We start from the raw sequence: 16,509 nt of genomic DNA on the forward strand, positions 1-16,509 counted from the left end.
GGGGGACAGGGGGACGAATTGGAAAAATTTCTTCCTTGTCTCCCCCTCTCCTTGTCCTATAAAGGTCATAGTCTGTTAGCGCGATCGCACTCGGTTAAATTTTCTACATAATTAGATTTAGATTAGACATATTTTGGATATGAATACTGAGACGCAGCAACGCAATTCCGTGGTATTAGTACATGGTATTAACGATACGGGGCAAGTTTTCCAGACAATGGCGACCTACCTGAGAAAGCGGGGATGGTCTGTGTATACTTTAGATTTAATCCCGAATAACGGTGATTTCGGTCTGGAGAAATTGGCACAGCAAGTTGCTGATTATATTGCCGACAGCTTTACCGCAGAACAACCACTAGATATAGTTGGTTTTAGCATGGGGGGAATTATCAGCCGTTATTACGTACAGCGACTGGGGGGAATTAATCGCGTACAGCGGTTTATTACCATATCTTCGCCCCATAAGGGAACAGCGATCGCTTATGCTTCCCTACGTCCTGGATGCCTGCAAATGCGTCCTAACAGCACTTTTCTCCAAGATTTGAATAAGGACGTAGCCATGTTAAAGCAGTTGAACTTTACCTCAGTGTGGACACCCTATGATTTAATGATTGTCCCGGCACATAGTTCGCGTCTTCCCCTAGGTACAGAGGTGATAGTACCATCAAGGCTCCACCCCTGGATGTTGACCGACTCACGCTGTTTAGCGGCAGTAGCAGAAGCATTATCTCAAACACCAATTAATTGCATAGATCCAAAGAAGTTTGTCGTCTAAACATCGCCAATTTTGGCATACTCAGGACTCCCAAAAATCGCTTCTGGGTAACGATAATACTTAAATTCCATTAAGTTATGAAAAGGATCTTCTAAAAAGAAAGCGCGGTGCTCTAGAGGAGAACCGACAAAGCGGTGTTTGGCTTCTTCAAAAAAAAGTAGCTCTCGTTGTTGCGATCGCCTTAATAAATCCTCCCAGTCACCTTCAGCACTAAAAATTAGTCCAAAGTGTCTGGGATAGATACCCCCTTGCGGTGTTAAAGGTTCTTTGGTCATATGCGCTACCAGTTGATGACCGTAGAGATTGAGAATCAACGCGTGCTTATTTTCGCGACCGGCAACGCAGCCAAGCCCATCGACATAATATGCCTTGGTTTGGGCAATGTCAGTAACCGGGAAAGCCAGATGAAATAAAACTTGGTTCATAGATAAGACCTTACAGACTCGGTACTTACAATTTATAAGGATGGATGGCTGAAAACCTAGTTTGCCCAATAATTGGACATCTCCGGAAAAGAATGTAGAGACGCGAAATTTCGCGTCTCTACAAGGGTTTCGGTTAACGCATAATTAATTTCCACGACGTTTGTCTATTGGACTTTGGACAAAAAAAGTCGAGTTTAGACCCGATTAAAGATCCGACTTTGCCGACTAGGGTGCAAGAGTGTAAGTCTGGTAAGCTGTTAATAACCAGTAAATACAATACTTGATCCGATTTATTAGCTGGTTTTTCAAATCAAAGACCTCATGACTGCAAGATTATAAAGCTATCACTTACGCATTGACAAAAATGCTAGCTCATGTATTCAAGTAGCACAAGGATTGGTTAGATTATCAAAAATGTATTTACGAACAACTTTTGTCAATACATTCCTTTGTAGTTCATACCAATTATAAATTAATTTATCAGGGCGCATTTTCTCCAAGCAAACAAATGCTTGAACCGAAAAAATATGTATGTTTTGAGTGCATAAATTTACCATTTTTTCAATGTGTAAGTCCTAAGTACATCATCCCTCATGTTTTAAATCATGAACAGTAAGTCATATATACAAGCCAACCCAGAACAAGAACTTTTGTTCTGCTTATCAAGGCTAGAAATCAAGGATGTATTGCCAGAGCAAAGCCAATTCAAAGCTCTAGCTCCAAATAATTGTCGGGATTTTTGGCAATTATGGGAATCATCTCAAGATGATTTTTACAAATGTTGCCTAAAGTGGATGGGAGGTAATTCTCATAATGCCGAAGACGCACTAAATCAGGCAATGCTCAAAGCCTGTAACGAATGGACAAAATCTGCAACTAAAATTACATATCCGAAAGCGTGGTTAGCTCGACTTATCTATAACTTCTGCATGGATGTGCATCGAAAACACAAACGAGAAGCCCCAGGAATTGAAAACATTGACGATATTAAATTTGCAGATCATCCAGCATTTGCTTGTAGGGTAGAATTTCCTGAATCCAATATTTTGAATTTGGAGATGCAAGCATATCTGCACCATAGAATTGAATCTTTACCTGACAGACTGCGCCATCCTTTTATTTTACACTGCTGCCAAGATAAATCCTATCAAGATGTCGCCAAACAACTCACCCTCTCTGAAGAGAACGTTCGCAAACGCATTCAAGAAGCGCGAAGGATTCTGCAAAAGCAGTTAAAGAAGTATCTTGCAGGGGAAGATAACACTTCTCTGTATTCCCCCTCACCACCCTTAAAAAAGGTAATTCCGATGGTGGAAGAGTTTCATCAGGTTGAAACAGTGATTTGTAATTGGGAATCACCAGCAACAACAAAAAGCAAGAACGAAGAAATTAACTATAAAGTAACCGTAATATGTCTGGAAACTTTGCCACCTTCTTGTTGCAGTTTACCCAATTCTCCGGTTTGGAGATGAATGCTCACTTGGTTTTAGAAGAAAAGCCAGCAAGACTTGAGCAGAAACTCATCACCTTAAGTAAGTATGTCCATAAATATCCCCAAGGATGGAAAAAAAGATTAGAACTGGCTGATTTGCATTACAAAATAGGAAACTGGCAACAAGCTGTTGCAGAATATCGTCAAGTGATTTCGCGACAACCTGAATTGATTGATGTGCGACTGCAACTGGGGAAAATTTTGCAGCTGATGGGACTAGAAAAAGAGGCTCTAGAAATATATGAAAAAGCCTTATTCTTGTCTGAAAATGAAGGGACTCAGAATCATGTAAATGGATTGATTGCAGTTTGCAGAGGTGAGAGTCACAAGGCAATCATCGCTTTTAATTTAGCAGCAGCTTTAGAACCTGACAAAATAGTTCACTGGCTGGCTTTGGCACAGGTGCATCAGGGGAGAGAAAATTCGATTGGTACTCTCAGTGCCTTGAAGCAGGTTTTGTCAGTCAACCCAGATGATGTTGTCGCGTTGATTCACAGCTATGACGCCCTGATGGCGGTGGGAGATATTCAAGCAGCTAGAGGGCGGTTAAACAGGGCTATAGCCTTAGCTGGCGATGATTTACGGGTACTGCAACGACAAATTGATCGGCGTTGTCAAATGAGATTGGTTTCTGGTAAAGAGGGTAAGCTGACTAAAAATATGATTACCTCTGCACTGCAACAGGCTCCTCATGGGGCTGAGGCTCACAATTCCCTAGCATATTATCACATTCTCCGTGGGGATTGGGCACAGGGTGTGGAGGTCTTAGCAGAGTTTACCGCAGAACACCCAAATCATCCTTATGGTTGGTATTACTATGGGCGGTGTTTATTCGACATGGGGGAATATCGGAAGGCGGCTGAGATAATGGGGAAAGCCTATCATCTGTATCCCGATGATTGTGAAATTTATCGGGCGTTGTGCGAGATTTTACCGCTTGAACCTCTCCCCCTACCCCTCTCCTGCGAGGAGAGGGGAGTAAGAGGTCTTGCTTCCATAGTGGAGGAGATGTTGAAGCGGTTTCCTGAATGTTGGAGTGTTTGGGCTACTGCGGGACGAGTCTTAGTGGAATGCTTTCAGGAGTTTGAACGAGGGTGTCAGGTTTCGGAACAGGGTACGCAACTACAGCCCCAATTAGCTGATGCTTGGTTTCGTCATGGACGGGTTTTAGCCTTGGCTGGTAAACATCAAGAAGCGGTGCAGGTGTTGGAGAAAGGATGGCATATATTACCAGCAGGGGGTTATCTGCAATTAGTACCTGGCTTGGTTTGGCTGGGGGAGAGTTACGCAGTGCTGAGGGATGTTGGGGCTAGTAAGCGATGGTGGGAAGCCGCTTGTGAGGGATGTCAGGAATGGAGGGCATTGAACCCCGCTGCGGCTGATTACTGGCTGGGGAGAGCCTTAGTGGGGTTGGGGGATAAGTTGGGAGCGATACAGGCTTATGAAAGCGCTTTAAGTCAGCAGTTGTTGTATCCGGCTCGTGGGGAAGTTGAGAAGATTTTGCAGCGGCTGAAAGGTAAGGGGCGGAAGGCTTCTGGTGGTTGAGAGTGGATTTTTGGGGAGAAAAATTGCCCGTAACTCGAAAAATTCACAAATAGGGGTCGGGAAACGTTTAGAAGATGTGGGAAGAAAAAACCACTTAATTCAATTCAACTCATAAAAGATTTTTGAGGATGAAATCTCTAACTAGAGTTTTTGCTGCTTTTCTACTGGCTATAACCATCGCCTTCGGTGGTTTTTCAGGCAATGCCCATGCTCAGTCACCAGTGGGTGCTAACGTAAATGTTTCGATTGATGCTAATAAAACCATAGAGCAAATTCTAGGGCTAATCACCTCGACACAGAAATTTCAAATGGTGATAGCTAATCAAACTGGGTCTCCACTTACCCGTGTGGGTGGTTACAATAGTCTATCAAATTGGGTTCTTGGTGATGTTCCTCCATTAACGGCTCAATATAGAGACTGGACAGAGAATGGTGCTGGGTATTTTACCTTTGCCTCTAACTATGCAGTTGGAAATACTGGAAAATTTTTCCAATTTGGAGCTTCATGGCCTCCCATAGGAAGAAGAAAAATTAATCTCTGCGCCCGTAATGAAAATGGCAACAGCCCAGCAAACGCATGTTGGGATGCGATGACTAATGCTGATGACAAAAATCTAGTCAATGGTCAGTTCACCGCTAGAGCCATTATGGCGAACAATAATGGCAGAGTCCAGTGGATATATCAAGTGAAATAACTTGATCTAAAAAGAGGTAGAAAAAAAAGATACCTACCTCTTTTTTAGTAGTTGCTGAGTTTTTGCAAAGTTTGGATGCTTAATTTCACCAATGTCATTTTTTATTTGAGAAAAAACTTGTCATTTTGAGTTAACTAAGGATATCTAATTCATATGAAATCTCTAACTAAAGTTTTTATTGCTTTGTTGTTGAGTGTAACTATTGCCTTTGGTAGTTTTAATACTCGTGCTAATTCTTCACCTATAAGTTATGTAGACCACAATCAAGTTAGTTCATCTGATATACAACCTCAAATTCTTCCCAATCAAACTATAGAAATGCCAATAATGACCATAACATATAAAAGCATAGTTGAAATAGCTAACAAGACTAAATGTATTCTTAGACCTGTAGGTGTTTACAATCATTCCTTAGAATGGCCTCTTGGTGATATTGATTCATTGCAACTAGTCGGTGAAAGATTTAATAGTGATACTTTTTCTTTTGCATCTAACTATCAAATTGATTGTGGGATAAGTAAAGAAAAAATAAATTTACAATTTTCAACTTCATTAGGTACTGAAGGAAATCAAAAAATTAATATTGGAGTTATTAATCAAGATGGCAATCAGCCAGCAAAATCAACTTGGGATGAAATGACAGATCCTAGTGATAAATCTCTCAATAATTCTCCTTTTCAGGTTAATGCTTTCATCAGACAAAAAGACCAAGCATCGATCTGGTTATTTGAAGTTACAGAAAAATAATAGCTTTTTTGTGAAGTTTACCTCGTTCCTAGTGCGATCGCCTGATCTTGTAGGGTGCGTTAATGAAATGTAACGCACCATCCCTATCATTAAATTAGGTGGGTTACGCTGTCGCTAACCCACCCTACCTTTTATTGCGATCGCTTTTTGTTTATGGAAGTGCGATCGCTTTTTTGTAGGGAGAAGGGCGTAGAATTAGCCCAACCCAGGCATCGCTTTTTTGTAGGGAGAAGGGCGATCCTGAAGGGGAATTTGGAAGGGCGATCGCGCTTTTGTGTAGGCAGAAGTGCGTAGAATTAGCCCAACCCAGGCATCGCTTTTTTGTGGGGAATGCGATCGCTTTATGCTACAAGTGATGGTTAAATAAATTTAATTTATGTATGCCAGCTAAAAATTTATTTCATAATACAGTTAAAACAGCCCTGGCAAAAGATGGATGGACAATTACTGACGAGCATCTATTTATTCAAGTTGAGGATGTTGATTTTTACATAGACTTAACCGCAGAGAGAATTTTAGCTGCTGAAAAAACTGGTAAAAAAAATAGCAGTAGAGATAAAATCCTTTTTAGGAGCCTCAGACGTAACTGAATTTCACCTAGCTCTTGGTCAATGTCTCAACTACCGTTCAGCATTGAGGTTGACCGAACCTGCTCGGATTTTGTATTTAGCCGTTCCGGTAGATGTTTATGATGAGTTTTTTAGTCGGAAGTTTATTCAAAGAATTATTGGCGAATATCAACTAAAATTACTAATTTTTAACCCAGATAAAGAGGAGATTGTTATATGGAGAGACTGAATTACAAAGAAGTAGTCCAAAAAATTCTTGAAAGTCACGCAAAAAATCGCTCAAATAGTCAGACAGAAGTCAAATTGATATTTGATACGGAGCGCGATCGCTTTTCTGTTCTTAATATTGGTTGGCAAGAGCTAACGCGAATATTTGGTTGTATTATTTACGTAGAAATTAAAGATGGCAAAATTTGGATCGAACGCGATGGAACGGAAATCGGAGTGGCTAATGAATTAGTAGAAGCTGGAGTTCCTAAACAAGATATAGTTTTGGCTTTTAAAGCCCCATACAAACGTAAATTTACTGAGTTTGCTGCTAGTTGAAGGACATAGGAGTCAGGAAACCTACGGCAAGAGCGGGAAGCAATCTACACGTGGGGTATCGCAGAAATTTGTGAAATGGCTACTTTATAGCGATCGCTTAGATGATGAGAGATGGAGAAGTGCGATCCTGAAGGGGATGGGGATGTAGAAACGGTGATCTCTTTTTTTATGGGAGATTAGGGAGTGTGATCCTGAAGGGGATGTAGTCCGTGCGATCGCTTTTTTGTGGGGAGAAGGGCGTAGGCGCAGCCCAACCCAGGCATCGCTTTTTTGTTTACAATAATAGGTAATAGGCGTAGCAAATTGTAATATTACTTACTCCAATCTTGAATTTCTAAGTTTTCTATTTTTCCAAAATCTCTGATATTATTTGTGACAATAATCAAATCGTTGGCTATGGCAATTCCTGCTATAATAATATCAATATCGTCAATTGGTATTCCTTTATTTCTTAAATTGGCATAAATATCAGCATAAATTGTTGCAGAGCTTGTAGTCAGAGGTAAAACCGTATTGTATGAAACAAATTCTCAAAAAGATATAAGTTGTTTTTGCGCGTCACGATGTTTTAATCCACTGACAATTTCATAATAAGTGATGATGCTGATGTTAATTTTGTCATGCTCTTTCAGATAGGCTTGAAAACGCTCAACAACTAGACTATGATTACGGAAGAAAAAGGACAAAATGTTTGTGTCAATCAAGACTGGCTTCATCACTTCTTCTTCCTAAAAATCCTTGCTGGCGACGTGCGATCATTTCTTCATTGAAGTTAGCAAATACTTCATCTGACATATCATTCCAACAGCCAGCAAACTGCATATTTTTGTTAAGCGAAGGTTTAGATACTTCTATACCTAATCGAAAATAATGAATAAAGTTATATAATTCTTCTAATTTATCTGGTGGGACAAGATTTATTTCTGTAATAACTTTTGTGCGTAGGTTTAAAGAATCCATAGCAAGTTAATATAGATTGATTGACAAATTAATTATATCTCACATTATATGGAATATTAGCAATATTATATGAAGCTGCGATCGCTTTGATGATGAGAGATGGAGAAGAGCGATCAGTTTGGGGATTTGAGGAGTGCGATCGCTTTTTTATGGGGAATTTGGGAGTGCGATCGCTTTTTTGTAGGGAGAAGGGCGATCGCTTTTTTGTAGGGAGAAGTGCGATGTTGTTATATTGAACATTATATCCTCAGGACTTGGTATAGTAATGAGGTTAAAAAGACCAAGGATTAATAATTACAACCCCTGTCCCGGCAAAGTCTTTTTCATTGCGGGTGACAAGTGATAGAGAGTTATGAATTGCGATCGCTGCAATCAGAGAATCCATAGCGGGCAGAGGTCGCCCGTTCTGTTCTAATTGTCCTACTAAGTTTCCCCATAATACCATTGTTGAAAAATCTATACCTAAGATTCTGTCTTTAAAGCGACTGGGTAGGGTTTCATTTAGCCATTTCGTCAACGATTCTTTTCGCTTAGACGCGGTAATTTTACTGATGCCTTTAGCAATTTCGCCAATTGTAATAATGCTGATGTAAAGTGTTTTTGGTGCTTGGGCATCTAGCCAATCTAAAACCTTTTGATTTGGGTGTTTGGCAACAAGTTCAGAAATCAGACAGGTATCAAGCAGGTAAGTCATAGAGTGAAGTCATCGCTCTTTAGGCTGCGATCGCGGCTAAAGTCCAGTTCTTCGCTGACTTCAGCTAGGGGAGATTGACGGAAAAACTCTGAAAGTTTACTTGGTTGATCTGAGTGGGTGTTGTGATTGGGTGCAATCAGGCTTTGGGCGAGTAGTTGGATGATATACAATTTATCGTTGAGCGAAAGCTGTAAGAGTTGTTGTTCGAGTTCTGGGATAGCCATGATAGGGGTTAAGTAAGGGATGATTTTATTTTAGCGTCAGGAAATGCGATCGCTTTTGTGGCGAGAAGTGCGTAGAATTAGCCCAACCCAGGCATCGCTTTTGATTTGGAGAAGAGCGATCGCTTTTGTGTAGGCAGAAGTGCGTAGGCGCAGCCCGCCGCAGGCATCGCTTTTTTGCGGGGAGATGGGCGATCGCTTTTTTTATAGGAGATTGGGGAGTGCGATCGCTTTTTTGTAGGGAGAAGGGCGATCGCCTTTGATTTACGGGAGTGCGATCGCTTTTATTTACGGGATGGCGATCCTGAAGGGGATGTAGTCGGTGCGATCGCACAAAAGTGTGACAAGTTCCTATTCTTGATAATCACTCAGAAGTATAGGTTCTTTATTCGGAATTCTGACAATAATTTCCATAGTTCCACCCAAAGCATTCACAACTGCTCGAAGTGTATTTAATTCCAGATTTTGCCTACGTTCCAGCTTGGATACTGCTGGTTGCTGCACTTCCAGACGCTCTGCTAATTCTGCCAATCGATAAACCGAGTTTTTCTTTTCAGATGTCTAAGAGTAATTTCTTCAAGACGAATTTGGGAAGCTCTTGCTGAAATCAGTTCTTGTCTCTTTCTGGGAAGTTTATTTAACTCTTCAGATAGGGTTGTATATTTTGTCATCAATTTTCCTCCTTAAGTATTTCCAGATATTTTTCATACCGTTTATCTGCGATCGCTTTGATGATGGGAGATTGATGAGAGCGATCGCTTTTTTTATGATAGATTCAAGAATGCGATCAAGTAGCCCGTCGTAGACATCGCTTTTTTATGGGAGTGCGATCGCACGAGGGTTAAACTGCTATCCTTACAGTTAAGGTAAAAGACTATTCTGCATTTAATCATGTAGGCACTTTGCGTTAGGACCCATAGGAGACACCAAACTTTTTATTCTTTGGTGATAACACCACCTCCGCAAAGGCTGAGGTTGAGTTGAAATCTATCTCAGTCCTTGCAGCTTTAAAAGCACTTTTGTAAATATTAAGAGGGTGTAGATACTGGTGATGCCTTTAATGCTTTCTTTTATTTCTTCTTTAAATCCCTGGCTGGTCGGAGTCGGATTAAACACAGTTTTATTAGGCATAGTTTTTATTGCTCCCAAAAAGCTGCTTACCCCAGCAGGTATATTGCACGCTTGGTTTTTGGGTGTACTACTCTGGGGAACTCTCGGCTGGCAAGGATATGTAGTAGTAATGTTCTACTTTCTTGTTGGTTCTGCGGTTACACGCATCGGGATGAAGCAAAAAGAAGCTGAAGGAATTGCCGAAAAGCGTTCTGGGGCAAGAGGTCCAGAAAACGTTTGGGGTTCGGCTTTGATTGGAGCGCTGTGTGCTTTGGCAATCGGGATCATAAATTGGGGATTGATTTCAATTCCCCAGTCCCCATTCCCAAATCTCCAATCCCTCCTCCTATTAGGTTTTGTTGCTAGTTTCAGCACCAAACTTTCTGATACGTGCGCTAGCGAAGTTGGTAAAGCTTATGGTAAAAGCACTTTTTTGATTACTACACTGCAACCAGTGCCACGAGGGACAGAAGGAGCGGTGAGCTTAGAAGGAACTCTTGCTGGAATGCTTGCTTCTGCTGCGATCGCACTTTTTGCTTGGGGTGTCGGTTTAATTAATATACTCGGTGTAGTTTGCTGTCTTCTGGCAGCCTTTATTGCCACAAATATAGAAAGTGTCATTGGCGCAACTCTGCAATCTAAATATACATGGTTAACTAACGAAGTCGTCAATATGATAAATACATTAATTGGTGCGATCGCTGCGATCGTATTCGCCTTAATATGGGCAATCTAGACGCAATTGCCGCCCACCCGATTAATTTAATATTTTTTAATAGACATCGACCGCTCTTTTATAAACCCCGCCGTTAACGGCGGGGTCTTTATGCGTTGCCCGAAACCCAAGAGACGTAGCTAGCTTACGTCTCTACGTCTTTTCTACGCTAGCTGTTAAAGGCTACAACCCTCAATACGGCTCGGTTAAGAATATTTGTGAACCCAAAACCCTTGTAGAGACGTTGCACTTGGTAGTCTCTACATACGTTAACACCAACGGTATTGCTACAACCCTTACCAAACAGCAAATTCTGATTCTCAGGCAATAAGAGCGAATGCCCCCAACGCGGTTGAAGCCAAACATTCCTGTATCAAGTTTATTGACAAATATTTCTAAAACTATTTACATTGCCTTATTATTACTGATATAAGTATTCAATAATTAATTTTAAAACACCCAGTAGAAAGCATAAATAAGTGCCTGCTTTCTGCGAAAAGTCATATTTGGCATTTTCCCAAAATTGACAATTTTAGTCAAGACAGGGACAACTTTCTGCTGTCTTCTATCAACTGTTGTTCAATCTTTCTTTTGCCAAGTTCAACTCACAAGACATCTACACAATGCAAGAATCCCAGAGTAAAACAGCTTTATCGGAAACAGTCCCCTCTGAATTTCCCCGACAATTAGATATCGCGACAGTCAGCGTTTATGGCTTGGCAATTCTCTCAGTTGCACTGTTTCTTTTTTTACCCTTCGTTAATCTTTTACATCCGAGTCCTTGGCAGCGGTCAATCGGTACTATCCACGCCTGCGGAGCCTTACTTGCAACAATTGTTGTAGTTTATACTGGGCATCTTGCCTTTCCTTTGCTGCGGGGTTCTAGCAAAATTTTGCCCCAAATGCGGACTTTAACGTTTTGGTCAACACTAGTAAGCTTTTTGGCAATTGCCACAGGTAACTTAGCCTACATGCGCTACCGAGCAGATGCCACTTACGGTGGTGCCCGTGCGTGGCTAAAAGCAAATTCGCCGCTTGTTCAATACGTTTTCATGGAATACCACGAATTCAGCGTATTGTTTACCTTGCCCTTAGGTGTGGCTTGTACGTGGATTTTGTGGAATTACGGCGACTCAATTCTAGAAAAGCACAATCGACCAGTGTTAACTGCTACCTGCGTTGGCTTAATGGCAATGATGTTTTTTGGCATGGGTGGTTTTGTCACGGGTTTGGCTATAGCCAAAATTCACGCTTTGTGAAATTACCCAGCATCAAAGAAAGCGAGTTTATACATCCACAGGAATGAACGCAAAAACTCTCTGCAACTCTTAGTCCTTCTCCTTGGCTTCCTTGGCTTCCTTGGCGGTTCGTTTTTTCATGACTTGTGCGCTCATTCCCGATCCATTAAAAAAGTAAATAATCATGGCTAAAAAACAATCTCTGGCAAGTGAGGCATTTTATACTCGATTTTGGAATCGGCTGAAAAGATTTCCCCAAATCTTACACAAAGGTTCTCACAACCCACCCGCAACTTCAGGACCAGCAGCCGCTTTTCTCATTAGTGGTGGAATTGGTGCCGTTACCATGATGGTGATTCATCACCTGAGTGACACATCCAAAGACAGAGAAAACGTTGTGCGTACCATCGGCAGTTGGATACCCGGTAGCGTCAACCTTGACCCGATGTGGGGCAATATTGGTAGCTACGCCGGTAAAGAAACTTTCATGCTTATTGGTTGGTTAGTCAGTTTGGCAATTCTTTATCCGTTGTTAAAAAACAAACAAGTTAAGCCGCGAACGATATTTTTCTGGCTTTTTGGGTTGTTCACTTTAGCAACTGCAATGGCTTGGCATCCTTTATTCCCCTATCTACCCTTAATGTAAAAAGGTCAATCAAGATGCACAGATATGTTTTAGTCTGGTTAGGAGTTTTTATCGCTTTTGCTGCGACATTCCCAACTGCGATGCTGCGTGTGAGTCAAGACAAGAAATTTGCCGGTCAACCTGTCAAATCTCTAACTTGTGAAGGTAAATATCCCAAAGTTAAAGGTGTTATTTCTTGGGCGCAGACTTGTAGCCAGATGGCAGTGAAACCCATTAAGAAATAGATTCTTCGTAGTAAGCGCGAAGAGCGCTTATAAAAAACATCTCTCAACTTATTGAATGTATCTTTCAATTAGCAAGTAGATATTATTTGAATTCATTAACACCTTGATGAATCAAAGTTTGTATTGCTAATTAAGGCGGAGCGAGGTTTTGACACTTCGCTCTAGATGCGTTTGTGTATTTTTCGGTCGCAAATTTATTGAAAATAACTATCTATAAGTATTGATTTTCCATAAAATTAATGATAGTTGTATTTAATACGCAGGGTTCACGCATCTAAGTGATAACCACAGGCAAAAAAATCTAGTGGTTTTGGCATCTTTGGAATACCGAAGCCCTTCGGTATTTCCCAGATAAATCGTCCATTCTGATTGTCCACATCAACACATAGGATTCATGTTAGATAGTAAACCACTGGAATTTGCCCAAGAAAGGAGTAGCAACTTCTCTACTGCCACTACGTCTGGGGAGCGCTACGCTTCGGGGCTAGAGTCGAATCTTCCACGAAGCAGTGCGCCGCTCTACTATGGCAATGACAACGATGTGATTACAGCAACGGATGGCAACCAAACCATCTATGCGGGGGATGGTAACAACATCGTCCTCACCGGAAGCGATCGCGACTTAATCTATGCAGGTAGCGGCAATGACATCATCAACTTAGGTGACGGCAATAACATTGTCAACGCAGCAGGCGGCAATAACCGCGTTTTGACTGGAGCAGGTAACGATTTGGTGTTTGTCGGCAACGGCAGCAACGCAATCTATACAGGTGCAGGCAATGACATCATTTATGCGGGTACTGGCAGAAACCGGATTAACGCAGGCACTGGCAACGATACGGTGTTCTTTGGTAGCAGTGTCAACCAACTGATTCTTTCTGGTGGTGAAGGTGAGGTGACGGTGTATGGATTCAAAGCAAATAGCGATCGCCTGCGTTTGGGAGGTGATATTGCTGCCCAGTCTCTCAAATTTGAAACTGAGGGCAAGGACACATTAGTCATATCTGGCAGCGATTTGTTAGCAACACTGAAAGACGCAACAGTGGGCGTGAAATCCCTCGTACCTGCTGGAACTCCACTGTTTAGCTATGAAGTGGTCGATCTAGGCGCACCCACCACTTACCCTAATAGCACCAGCGTAGCGGGGAATGTCATCAACGATCGCGGACAAATTGCCGGACGAGCTGCAACCGGAAACCCCTCTGCCTCTGCCTCACCCACCACACCCGTCAACGTACCCTATATTTGGGAGAACGGCAGCATCAAACTGTTGACACTAACAGGTGATAAAATTGGCGGTCCAGATGGCGGTACTACCGTCACCATGCCGGGACGCGGTGGTTTAATCAACGCCATCAACAATCAAGGTATGATTGTTGGTGCAGGCGATCAACCTTACCCAACTGGAGCAGGCGATCGCGGTCTCAAGTGGACAGCAAACACTGATGGTACTTACAGCTTGACCATTAACCAATACGAAGGAGTCACCGCCGGAACCCCAACCGGCTCATCCTTTGGCACCGGTCCCTACGCTGCCGAAAGCTACTACTTCGATATCAACAATAGCGGGCAGATTGCCGGACGCAACATCTACGATGGCGATGACCATAGCCGTCCGATTTATCTTGATGCCAATGGCAATAAGTTCGATTTGTCGGATCTTGGCGGCGATACAGGCACCGCACGCGGCATTAACAATCTGGGGCAAATCGTTGGTTTAGTGGATGGCGACGGCGAACTGAACGATATAACTGTTAATACAGCTGTGGTTTGGGAACAAGATGCAACCGGGGAATATATTCTGAAGAACCTCGGCACTTTTGGCTACGACCAAAGCTCTGGTCGCGATATTAACGACGTTGGGCAAATCATTGGTACTGTCACCAGTGGCACAGGTACTACAGCCATTACCCAAGCGTTTATCTACCAAGATGGGGAGATTGCCTTATTAGGTGGATTTGGTGGCACAACCGAGTCAGCTAATGGGATTAACCAATTCGGTCAAGTTGTGGGTTCTGCACAAAACGTGGGTAGACAAAACCGCGCTTTTGTCTGGAATGATGGCACGATTTTTGACCTAAACAATAGTGTTAGCAATCCGGCTGCACTTTCGGTGAATGGTTCTGCGGTAACGTTGACCAGTGCTACAGGTATCAACAACTTCGGTGATATTGTTGCCAATGGCAGCTACACCTACAGAGATGCCGCAGGCACAACTCAAACTGGAACTCGCGCTTACTTGCTCAGGGCAGTGGTGTAAAGTTTGATTCAGGCGATCGCTTTTTTGTAAAGAGCGATCGCTTTTATCTTGATTCAAACCCAAGACTGCAACAGAATTGTTATTGCACCCATTGTGGGATGAATTCTAGAGACGTTCCATCGGGATGAATCCTAGAGACGTTCCATCGGGATGAATCCTAGAGACGTTCCATCGGGATGAATCCTAGAGACGTTCCATCGGGATGAATCCTAGAGACGTTCCGATGGAACGTCTCTACATACAATATGTTGAATTTATCGACGTTGATTGTCAAATTCCAAGCGCTAATATGCAACTATTTTCGCATCTTTAATATATGAAGAAAGTTATCTAATTTCTTAAAAAAATATCTTAAATGTAGTATTGTAAATTTTAACTAAATGCGATGAAATATCAATAATTTAGAAATACTAACAATAAAGCGATCGCTTTTCTCATATCTTGCAATTTCACAGAAGCAGAAGGGACTTATCTGTGTTCTGTCTTTTATCTTTGATGTTCTGCCTTCTTGAAGAGCTGATAAAAATTGAACAGGGGTTAAAATCTATGTCTGAAACTCATTCTTCTAGCAAATCTTTTTCAAAATTGGTTCTGCTTTTTCTGCCTGTAGTTGCTCTTCTTGCTGCCTGGGGAGTAAACAGTTTTATGCATTCAAACACAGAAGGCAAACCCGAAGCGCTGGATAGTTCCACTGCCGAGACGCTCACAGTATCGCTAAAACGACCTTTGGCAGAGGGGATAGAAGCACTTGGAGACAAAAACTTTACTAGAGCAAAACGAGAATTTGGAGAATTTCAAGAGTTTTGGAACAAGGTTGAACCTGCATTCAAGGAGAAAGCACCAGATGCTTATCAACAGATAGACAAAGAATTAACTCAGGTGAAAGCGAGTCTGACTGAAACATCATCTCCTAATCAAGACAAAGCGATCGCTGCATTCCAAGCATTAAATCAGACGATTGAGGCAAATGCTAGCAAAGTAGTTTCCGGTCAATCTGTTGCTTCAAAACCTGCTCAACAGTCAACGACAACAGCTAATCTTTCACTCCTAACACTTGTCTCAATGAAGCGACCGATGGCAGAGGGGATAGAAGCACTCAACGACGGCAACTTTACCAGAGCAAAGCGCGAATACGATGAATTTTTGGGACTTTGGAAGCAATCTGAAGAAGCAGTGAAAAAGAAATCACCTCAAGTTTTTGATGAGGTGGAAGTCGGGATGGATTCGGTTTATGCAGCACTAATCGAACCGAAAAATCCGAATAAAGCAAAAGCGATCGCAGCTTTTACACAAATGCAAACAACTCTAAATAAACTGTAAGGTAAACTGAAATGCGTCGTCTTAGCGTTTTATTCCGAAATTATCACCGTCAGCTATCAATATTAACTCTATTTCCCCTAGTTTTAACGATTCTAACTGGAATTTTATTACCCATTTTAGAATCGAGAAACGGAATGGAAAAGATCACAAATTTTGTTCTTAAGCTTCATGCAGGCAGGTTCTTCGGTTCTGACATTGTATATTGCGGAATTTTAGGTTTGAGTTTACTTGCACTCACACTTACTGGACTTTCTATGACTGGACTGTTGCCAAATGTAAATCAACGGAAAACCGCAAATAAGTAAGATAACGAAGCTTTTTAGTAAT

General features: G+C 41.9%; 23 protein-coding genes. 15 read left to right on the top strand and 8 right to left on the bottom strand.

The genetic code is table 11. From position 1 onward, the window contains the following. Positions 1–139 precede the first annotated feature (139 nt). Positions 140–775, top strand: coding sequence for an esterase/lipase family protein (locus OGM63_RS21845; protein WP_263747764.1), 636 nt, complete (start codon positions 140–142; stop codon positions 773–775). Here the strand turns inward: OGM63_RS21845 and OGM63_RS21850 are convergent. Next, entirely contained in the window at positions 772–1,200 is a 429-nt protein-coding gene (locus OGM63_RS21850; RefSeq protein ID WP_263747765.1) for a VOC family protein, read from the bottom strand. The genes OGM63_RS21845 and OGM63_RS21850 overlap by 4 nt on opposite strands. Positions 1,201–1,805: 605 nt before the next feature. Here OGM63_RS21850 and OGM63_RS21855 point away from each other — a divergent pair. The 7 genes from OGM63_RS21855 (at position 1,806) to OGM63_RS21880 (ending at position 6,794) form a co-directional block, all read left to right on the top strand. Next, positions 1,806–2,672: an RNA polymerase sigma factor gene (locus tag OGM63_RS21855; RefSeq protein WP_263747766.1), complete on the top strand. Its 867-nt coding sequence runs from the start codon at positions 1,806–1,808 to the stop codon at positions 2,670–2,672. Then, complete coding sequence (locus OGM63_RS21860; protein WP_263747767.1) at positions 2,612–4,237, top strand: tetratricopeptide repeat protein; 1,626 nt, start codon at positions 2,612–2,614, stop codon at positions 4,235–4,237. The genes OGM63_RS21855 and OGM63_RS21860 overlap by 61 nt, the downstream gene beginning before the upstream one ends. Positions 4,238–4,365: 128 nt before the next feature. Continuing rightward, on the top strand, positions 4,366–4,932 hold the full coding sequence (locus tag OGM63_RS21865; protein ID WP_263747768.1) for a hypothetical protein: 567 nt from the start codon (positions 4,366–4,368) through the stop codon (positions 4,930–4,932). A 153-nt stretch (positions 4,933–5,085) separates the two neighbouring features. Continuing rightward, positions 5,086–5,679, top strand: coding sequence for a hypothetical protein (locus tag OGM63_RS21870; protein ID WP_263747769.1), 594 nt, complete (start codon positions 5,086–5,088; stop codon positions 5,677–5,679). A 380-nt stretch (positions 5,680–6,059) separates the two neighbouring features. Next, positions 6,060–6,269, top strand: a complete 210-nt coding sequence (locus OGM63_RS29625; RefSeq protein WP_318528518.1) for an element excision factor XisH family protein — start codon at positions 6,060–6,062, stop codon at positions 6,267–6,269. Further along, the gene (locus tag OGM63_RS29630) at positions 6,235–6,477 is read left to right on the top strand and encodes an element excision factor XisH family protein (RefSeq protein WP_318528520.1); all 243 of its coding nucleotides are present in this window, start codon (positions 6,235–6,237) and stop codon (positions 6,475–6,477) included. Before OGM63_RS29625 ends, OGM63_RS29630 begins: the two co-directional genes overlap by 35 nt. Further along, a complete protein-coding gene (locus OGM63_RS21880) occupies positions 6,465–6,794 on the top strand; it encodes a XisI protein (RefSeq protein WP_263747770.1) in 330 nt (109 codons plus the stop codon). Before OGM63_RS29630 ends, OGM63_RS21880 begins: the two co-directional genes overlap by 13 nt. Positions 6,795–7,324: 530 nt before the next feature. On the opposite strand, the gene OGM63_RS21885 is transcribed toward OGM63_RS21880, so the two are convergent. Together OGM63_RS21885 and OGM63_RS21890 are read right to left on the bottom strand one after the other, a co-directional pair. Further along, entirely contained in the window at positions 7,325–7,510 is a 186-nt protein-coding gene (locus OGM63_RS21885; protein WP_263747771.1) for a PIN domain-containing protein, read from the bottom strand. Next, positions 7,491–7,754 carry a hypothetical protein gene (locus tag OGM63_RS21890; protein ID WP_263747772.1) on the bottom strand — a complete coding sequence of 88 codons (264 nt, stop codon included), beginning with the start codon at positions 7,752–7,754 and terminating at the stop codon, positions 7,491–7,493. Before OGM63_RS21890 ends, OGM63_RS21885 begins: the two co-directional genes overlap by 20 nt. An 89-nt stretch (positions 7,755–7,843) precedes the next feature. Here OGM63_RS21890 and OGM63_RS21895 point away from each other — a divergent pair, with 89 nt between their 5' ends. Next, positions 7,844–7,990: a hypothetical protein gene (locus tag OGM63_RS21895; RefSeq protein WP_263747773.1), complete on the top strand. Its 147-nt coding sequence runs from the start codon at positions 7,844–7,846 to the stop codon at positions 7,988–7,990. 35 nt (positions 7,991–8,025) lie between these two features. Here OGM63_RS21895 and OGM63_RS21900 read toward each other — a convergent pair whose 3' ends face one another. From OGM63_RS21900 to OGM63_RS21920, 5 genes are read right to left on the bottom strand one after another with little or no spacing between them, the layout of a single operon-like run. Continuing rightward, complete coding sequence (locus OGM63_RS21900; RefSeq protein ID WP_263747774.1) at positions 8,026–8,448, bottom strand: type II toxin-antitoxin system VapC family toxin; 423 nt, start codon at positions 8,446–8,448, stop codon at positions 8,026–8,028. Further along, positions 8,445–8,672 carry a hypothetical protein gene (locus tag OGM63_RS21905; RefSeq protein WP_263747775.1) on the bottom strand — a complete coding sequence of 76 codons (228 nt, stop codon included), beginning with the start codon at positions 8,670–8,672 and terminating at the stop codon, positions 8,445–8,447. Before OGM63_RS21905 ends, OGM63_RS21900 begins: the two co-directional genes overlap by 4 nt. 25 nt (positions 8,673–8,697) lie before the next feature. Further along, positions 8,698–9,003, bottom strand: coding sequence for a hypothetical protein (locus OGM63_RS21910; RefSeq protein ID WP_263747776.1), 306 nt, complete (start codon positions 9,001–9,003; stop codon positions 8,698–8,700). Between the two features lie 17 nt (positions 9,004–9,020). Next, positions 9,021–9,200 carry a helix-turn-helix domain-containing protein gene (locus OGM63_RS21915; RefSeq protein ID WP_263747777.1) on the bottom strand — a complete coding sequence of 60 codons (180 nt, stop codon included), beginning with the start codon at positions 9,198–9,200 and terminating at the stop codon, positions 9,021–9,023. Further along, complete coding sequence (locus tag OGM63_RS21920; RefSeq protein WP_263747778.1) at positions 9,188–9,340, bottom strand: hypothetical protein; 153 nt, start codon at positions 9,338–9,340, stop codon at positions 9,188–9,190. The genes OGM63_RS21915 and OGM63_RS21920 overlap by 13 nt, the downstream gene beginning before the upstream one ends. 389 nt (positions 9,341–9,729) lie before the next feature. Here OGM63_RS21920 and OGM63_RS21925 point away from each other — a divergent pair, with 389 nt between their 5' ends. The 6 genes from OGM63_RS21925 (at position 9,730) to OGM63_RS21950 (ending at position 16,182) form a co-directional block, all read left to right on the top strand. Beyond that, positions 9,730–10,515, top strand: coding sequence for a TIGR00297 family protein (locus tag OGM63_RS21925; protein ID WP_263747779.1), 786 nt, complete (start codon positions 9,730–9,732; stop codon positions 10,513–10,515). A gap of 602 nt (positions 10,516–11,117) precedes the next feature. Then, entirely contained in the window at positions 11,118–11,753 is a 636-nt protein-coding gene (locus OGM63_RS21930) for a hypothetical protein (protein ID WP_263747780.1), read from the top strand. 163 nt (positions 11,754–11,916) lie between these two features. Further along, a complete protein-coding gene (locus OGM63_RS21935) occupies positions 11,917–12,378 on the top strand; it encodes a hypothetical protein (protein ID WP_263747781.1) in 462 nt (153 codons plus the stop codon). Between the two features lie 14 nt (positions 12,379–12,392). After that, on the top strand, positions 12,393–12,602 hold the full coding sequence (locus tag OGM63_RS21940; RefSeq protein ID WP_263747782.1) for a hypothetical protein: 210 nt from the start codon (positions 12,393–12,395) through the stop codon (positions 12,600–12,602). A gap of 394 nt (positions 12,603–12,996) precedes the next feature. Beyond that, positions 12,997–14,862 (top strand): hypothetical protein, encoded by a 1,866-nt coding sequence (locus OGM63_RS21945; RefSeq protein WP_263747783.1) that lies wholly within the window; start codon positions 12,997–12,999, stop codon positions 14,860–14,862. Between the two features lie 645 nt (positions 14,863–15,507). Next, a complete protein-coding gene (locus OGM63_RS21950; RefSeq protein ID WP_263747784.1) occupies positions 15,508–16,182 on the top strand; it encodes a hypothetical protein in 675 nt (224 codons plus the stop codon). Positions 16,183–16,509 lie beyond the last annotated feature (327 nt).

This window comes from Plectonema radiosum NIES-515, from assembly GCF_025753815.1.
GTDB lineage: Bacteria > Cyanobacteriota > Cyanobacteriia > Cyanobacteriales > Nostocaceae > Hassallia > Hassallia radiosum_A.